5 protein-coding genes and 1 pseudogene are annotated in these 6,236 nt (G+C 70.5%); all 6 read left to right on the forward strand.

Annotated elements, in window-relative coordinates; translation table 11 throughout:
* Positions 1-101 precede the first annotated feature (101 nt).
* The 6 genes and pseudogenes from ABZ671_RS22265 to ABZ671_RS22290 all read left to right on the forward strand — a co-directional run bounded on the left by ABZ671_RS22265 (position 102) and on the right by ABZ671_RS22290 (position 6,208).
* Positions 102-1,514, forward strand: a complete 1,413-nt coding sequence (locus ABZ671_RS22265; protein ID WP_357861224.1) for a cytochrome ubiquinol oxidase subunit I — start codon at positions 102-104, stop codon at positions 1,512-1,514.
* A 12-nt stretch (positions 1,515-1,526) separates the two neighbouring features.
* The gene (gene cydB / locus ABZ671_RS22270; protein WP_357861226.1) at positions 1,527-2,525 is read left to right on the forward strand and encodes a cytochrome d ubiquinol oxidase subunit II; all 999 of its coding nucleotides are present in this window, start codon (positions 1,527-1,529) and stop codon (positions 2,523-2,525) included.
* Between the two features lie 20 nt (positions 2,526-2,545).
* Positions 2,546-2,674, forward strand: coding sequence for a hypothetical protein (locus tag ABZ671_RS22275; protein WP_357861229.1), 129 nt, complete (start codon positions 2,546-2,548; stop codon positions 2,672-2,674).
* A pseudogene (locus ABZ671_RS22280) lies at positions 2,671-2,799 on the forward strand (GNAT family N-acetyltransferase); the annotation flags it as partial. The gene ABZ671_RS22275 and the pseudogene ABZ671_RS22280, both read left to right, overlap by 4 nt.
* A gap of 218 nt (positions 2,800-3,017) precedes the next feature.
* Positions 3,018-3,377: a sterol carrier protein domain-containing protein gene (locus tag ABZ671_RS22285; protein WP_357861232.1), complete on the forward strand. Its 360-nt coding sequence runs from the start codon at positions 3,018-3,020 to the stop codon at positions 3,375-3,377.
* Between the two features lie 221 nt (positions 3,378-3,598).
* Positions 3,599-6,208 (forward strand): dockerin type I domain-containing protein, encoded by a 2,610-nt coding sequence (locus ABZ671_RS22290; RefSeq protein ID WP_357861235.1) that lies wholly within the window; start codon positions 3,599-3,601, stop codon positions 6,206-6,208.
* The last annotated feature ends 28 nt before the right edge of the window (positions 6,209-6,236 follow it).

A 6,236-nucleotide genomic window follows, 5' to 3' on the forward strand; every position in this document is an offset into this window, starting at 1 on the left:
ATTGGTCCCGGGTCGGGTCGGGGCCTCCGGCCCTGCCGACCCTTCTACGACGCCGGGTAGTATTTACTACGTCTCGTAGTATGCACGGCTGGGGGTTTCAGGTGGACGCGTTGGACGTCGCCCGCTGGCAGTTCGGTGTCACCACCGTCTACCACTTTCTCTTCGTGCCGCTAACCATCGGCCTGTCGGTCCTGGTGGCCATCCTGCAAACCCTGTGGCACCGCACCGGCAACGAGCGGTACCTGAGACTGACCAAGTTCTACGGCAAGCTCTTCCTCATCAACTTCGCGATGGGCGTGGTCACCGGCATCGTGCAGGAGTTCCAGTTCGGCATGAACTGGAGCGACTACTCCCGCTTCGTCGGCGACATCTTCGGCGCCCCCCTGGCCATCGAGGCGCTGGTCGCCTTCTTCCTCGAGTCGACCTTCATCGGCCTGTGGATCTTCGGCTGGGACCGGCTGCCCAAACGGCTGCACCTGGCCGCCATCTGGGCCGCCGCCATCGGCACCAACCTGTCCGCCTACTTCATCCTCGCTGCGAACTCGTTCATGCAGAACCCGGTCGGCTACCGGATCAACCCCACCACCGGCCGCGCCGAGCTGACCGACTTCCTCGCCGTGCTCACCAACAAGCTCGCCCTGATCACCTTCCCGCACACCCTCGCCGGGGCGTTCCTGGTCGCCGGGTCGCTGATCGTCGCCGTCGGCCTCTACCACCTCATCCGACACCGCGACAGCGCCGACACCGACGCCTACCGCTTCGCCACCCGGTTCGGCTCCTGGGTGGTGCTCGTCTCCTCGGCGCTGGTGGCGCTCACCGGCGACATCCAAGGCAAGATCATGACCGACGTGCAGCCCATGAAGATGGCCGCCGCCGAAGGCCTCTACACCACCGAGAGCCCCGCCTCGTTCTCCGTGCTCACCGTCGGCAGCCTCGACGGCAGCCGCGAGATCTTCGCCATCAAGATCCCGTACCTGCTGTCGTTCCTCGGCACCGGCGACCCCAACGGCACCGTGCACGGCATCAACGACCTGCAGGCCCAGTACGCCGCCCAGTACGGCCCCGGCAGCTACACCCCGATCATCCCGGTCACCTACTGGAGCTTCCGCTTCATGATCGCCTTCGGGCTTGCCGCCGCCGCGATCGCCCTGCTCGTGCTCTGGACCCAGCGCAAGGGCCGCACCCCCACCAGCCGGTGGCTGCTGCGCGCCGGCCTGGTCATGCCGATCCTGCCGCTGGTGGCCAACTCCTTCGGCTGGATCTTCACCGAGATGGGCCGCCAGCCGTGGATCGTCTTCGGCGAGATGCTCACCCGCGACGGCGTCTCCCGCAGCGTCACCCTGACCGAGGTGCTCACCTCCTTCACCGCCTTCACCCTCATCTACGCCACCCTCGCCGTGATCGAGTGCAAACTGCTGATCCGCTACGCCAAGGCCGGCGTACCCGACCTCACCCCGGCGCCCGCACCCGACGACACCGACGACGCCGAGCGCCCGCTCGCCTTCGCCTACTGACCGGAGCCCACCGTGGAACTGACAACCGTCTGGTTTCTCCTCGTCGCCGTGCTCTTCACCGGCTACTTCATCCTCGAAGGCTTCGACTTCGGCGTCGGCATGCTCCTGCCCGTCCTCGGCCGCGACGACCGGGAACGCCGCGTCCTGATCAACACCATCGGACCCGTCTGGGACGGCAACGAGGTCTGGCTGATCACCGCCGGCGGCGCCATGTTCGCCGCCTTCCCCGAGTGGTACGCCACCCTCTTCTCCGGCTTCTACCTGCCCCTGCTGCTCATCCTGCTCGCCCTCATCGCCCGCGGCGTCGCCTTCGAATACCGGCACAAGCGCCCCGAGCAGGCTTGGAAACGCCGCTGGGACCAGGCCATCTTCCTCGGCTCCCTGCTGCCGGCGATCCTGTGGGGCGTCGCCTTCGCCAACATCCTGCGCGGCGTGCCCCTGTCCGCCGACCACGAGTACGCCGGCGGCCTGCTCGACCTGCTCAACCCGTACGCCCTGCTCGGCGGCCTGACCACCCTGGGTCTGTTCCTCACCCACGGCGCCGTGTTCCTCGCCCTCAAAACCACCGGCGACATCCGCGAACGGGCGGGCGCCCTCGCGGTCAAGCTCGGCGCCGGCACCGCCGTGGTCACGGTGGCGTTCCTGACCTGGACCCTGACCATCCGCTCCAGCACCACCGCCGTCGTGCTCGCCGTCGGCGCGGCCCTCGCCCTGCTCGCCGGCCTCGCCGCCGCCCGGGTACGCCGGGAAGGCTGGGCGTTCACCGGCACCGCCGTGGCCATCGCCCTGGCCGTGGCCACCCTGTTCGCCGCGCTGTTCCCCAACGTGCTGCCCTCCACCCTGGACCCCGCCGGCACCCTCACCGCCACCAACGCCGCGTCCACCCCCTACACCCTGAAGATCATGACCTGGGTGGCGGTCGTGTTCACCCCGATCGTGCTGGCCTACCAGGGCTGGACCTACTGGGTGTTCCGCAAGCGCATCGGGGTGGCCCACATCCCCCCGCAGTGACCCCGACTACCGTCGATTCGATGCGCCCCAGCTTCGACGTCCGCGAACTCACCCTCGACGACCTGCCCGCCGCCTGGCCCTCGGCCGCGACGCCTTCGGCTCCGACCCGCAACCGCCACCGCACGCCACCCAGCAAACACCCGGCATGACCCGCTACGGCGCGTTCGACGCCGACGGCCGGCTGCGCGGCAAGGCCGCCGACCTGCACCACGACCAGTGGTGGTCGGGACGGATCGTGCCCGCCACCGCCGTCGGCGGCGTCGCCGTCGCCCCCGAGGCCCGCGGCCGCGGCGTCGCCCGCGCCCTGCCCACCGCCGCGCTTCGGCGCCACCACCGAGCTGCCCGCCGACGGCGTCACCCTCGTCGAACACGACGGCGCCCTCGTCGCCTACGCCAGTTGGGACCGCGGCCGCGGCTACGGCCCCGAGGCGGTACTCACCGTCAAAGACGCCCTCGCCACCCACCGCCGAGGCCGCCCGCGAACTCGTCGGTGTGCTCGCCACCTGGCGCAGCGTCACCCCCACCCTGCGGCTGCGCCTGCTCGACGGCGACGCCGTCACCGCCCACCTGCCCGTCGAGGCCGCCCGCGAACACCACCAGCAGACCTGGATGCACCGGCCCGTCGACGTCGCCCGCGCCGTTCGCCTGCGCGGCTGGCCGGCCCACGCCCGCGGCGGCGTCGACTTCACTCTCCACGACGAACTCGCCGACTGGAACACCGGCGCCTGGCGCCTGGAGGTCGCCGACGGCGCCGCCGAGCTGCACCGCACCACCATCGCACCCGCTCTGCACCTGGACGTGCGCGGGTTCATCGCCGCCGGCGGTCCGGCACACCTGCTCGACTACTTCTGACACCAGCCCGACTGTTTCGGTCCCTTGACCGGCGTCCGTCGCGGCGGATGCGTCCGCCGCGACGGACACCGGAGCCCCTCCGACACGTCATACACGATCGTCAATCGACGCGGCCGCCGCTGCCAACGGATGATGTGCGGTGAGTAATCACGCTGTTACTTTCCCCCTCTGGATCAGGCGACGCCCACTGTGGACAGGCGCGCCCGAAGCATGGAGGGAACATGAGACGTACTCGATCACTGATGGCGCTGGCGGCGCTGTGCATCGTCGCACCGGCCGCGCCCGCGGCGGCGGCCGCGCCCGCACCCGGGGACCCCCCGGCCAGCGCGGTCTACGCCGAGAGCACCGGCGAACTGCGGGCCGGGCAACAAGGCGTCGTGGCCTTCAACCTCGCCCGCGAGGACTACACCCACTCCGGACTCGGCCCGATCCTGGTCGGGTTCACCCTCGACGCCGCATCCGGCAGCACCCTGGACCCCGGCATGATCGTGGTCCGCTCCAAATCCGGGCCCCCGCCGTACGTCTCGGTGCCCTACCGGCACGACACCCCCGGCAGCAAGTCCAGCTACACCGTCGCCGCCCTCACCCCCGGCGGCGCCTACGAGGTGCTCATCAGATCCGAGAAGAACACCTCCGGCGCGTACCGGCTCACCGCGTCCCTCACCGGCGACGCCAACGCCGACTACCAGGTCAACCACGACGACCTCACCCTGATCGACTCCCTCGCCGGCACCAGATACGGCACGCCGAAATACTCGCCCTGGGCCGACGTGAACCGCGACGGCACCATCAACCTGCTCGACCGGATCACCGCCGCCCTCAATCTCGGCGCCGCGACCCGGCTGCGGCTGACCGTCGAGAACCCACTCGACACCGACCTGCCCGCCGGCGCGCTCACGCTGACCGACGTGTCACCGACCGGATTCAACGCCGTGTCCGCGCCCGTGGCGTTCAACCTCACCGGCGCCGACTTCTACGACGACCCGGCCGAGACCACACTCACCGTCAACAACAAGCCCGTACCCGCCGGCCGCGTCACCGTCGACCGCAACCGCGTCACCGCGACCACCGCGCTCACCGACGGCCGCAACGACCTACGCCTCACCAGCGTCGACGCCCTCGGCCGCCCCCTGCACCACCAGGCCACCGTCTGGGCCGGGCCCAACACCCTGCGGGTCACCGTCGTCAACGAGACCGGCGCGCCGGTCACCGAACCCGTCGTCGTACGGGTCAGCCTCACCGACGACCAGGCCGTGTACGCCGAACAGACCACCGCCACCGGCCAGGCGGTCGTACCGAACGTGCCCTCCCGCACCGTCCTGGTGCAGGCCACCGCGAGCGGCAACCGGCACGGCGTCGCCGGCCTGTACGCCGGCGACGGATCCGTGCGGATCACCCTGCGCGGCTTCGCCCCGCCCAGCACGATCGCCAACAATGACTTCAGCCAGGGCACCGCCGGCTGGAACACCGGCACCGCCCCGGTCACCATCAGCCCCCACGTGGAAGGCATCCCCGGCGCCGCCCCGGCCGGCCTGGCCGCCCCACGCGGCACCCGCACCGCCGCGCCCACGATGACCCCCGCCAAGCCGACCACCGCCGCCGCGTCCTCGGCGACGTCCATCGTCGACAACGACCTCATCCTCGGCACCGCCGGTGAGGGCGAACAGTCGATCTCCCGCACGTTCACCACCGACGCGGACGTCACCGCGGTACGCATCCGCTACCGGTTCATCACCAGCGAGGTCCCCGGCGGCTACTTCGGCAGCCAGTGGAACGACTACTTCCGCGTCTCCCTGCGCAGCCAACAGGGCGGCGGGTCAGCCGCCGAGGCCAACAGCATGAACGGCCTCGGCCTCGGCCAGTTCGACTACGGCAGCGGCGCCACCGGCTGGCGGGACATCACCCTGCCCGTGGACAAGGCCGGGGACACCATCCAGGTCGACCTCGGCGTGGCGAACGTCGGCGACGACCTGTACGACTCGCAGGTCGTCGTCGACTTCGTCGAGGAGGTACGCGACCAGATCCGCCCGAGCCTCGCCTGGAACACCACCGCGGGCGGCATGGACCTCACCTACACCATCGAGAACGGCGACCTGAAGCAGGCCGGCACCATCGACGTGTACTGGGCCAACGGCCCCGGCCACGCCAACCGCCTCGGCGCGCCCATCTTCAGCCAGTCCGTCCCCGCCGGCACCACAGCCGGCTCACACGGGCCGATCCGCATCGCCGGTAACCTGCTGGCCGACGACCCGGTCGGCGTCACCCACCTGATCGCCGTCGCCAGTCCCAGCCGGGTCGGCGCCCTCGCCGACGTGCAGGTGGCCTTCGGACCCAACGCCGACGCCGCGGCCCTGCGGCCGGCCACCATCGACATCGTCAAGGACAGCCTGCGCGCCGCCGGCCAGCGCACCGTCACCATCACCAGCACCGCCCGCACCCCCGCCGACCAGGCACGGGCGATGTTCCAGAACCTCACCAACGCGGCGAACCCGATCAACGTCAACGTCAACAACCAACTGGCGCTCTACGCCGCCGCCGGCGACGCCGTCATCAACGTGTTCGTCCAGCAGACCCAGGGACTCACCCGGGCGCAGATCCTCGCCAACAGCGCCGCCATCCAGACCGCCATGGAACAGGAAATCAACCGTCAGGGCCCGCAGAACGTCTCCCGGCACTGCGCGGACCCGGCCACCGTCAACGTGGCCGACCTCGGCGCCGGGGCGTTCAACGCCAGCAACGGCCCGTTGTTCGTCAACGCGATCCGCCCACGGGTGACCCGCTTCATCGACGAACGCAACAGCAACGGTTGCTATCACATCGAAATCCAGTAACACCGCCCGGCTGGCGGCGGGCGTCCCG

It is taken from the genome of Micromonospora sp. NPDC006766 (assembly GCF_040636055.1).
Lineage (GTDB): Bacteria > Actinomycetota > Actinomycetes > Mycobacteriales > Micromonosporaceae > Micromonospora.

Coding starts and splice junctions, on each gene's coding strand:
- ABZ671_RS22275 (WP_357861229.1), top strand. CDS start 2,546: ATGCGCCCCAGCTTCGACGTCCGCGAACTCACCCTCGACGACCTGCCC.
- ABZ671_RS22290 (WP_357861235.1), top strand. CDS start 3,599: ATGAGACGTACTCGATCACTGATGGCGCTGGCGGCGCTGTGCATCGTC.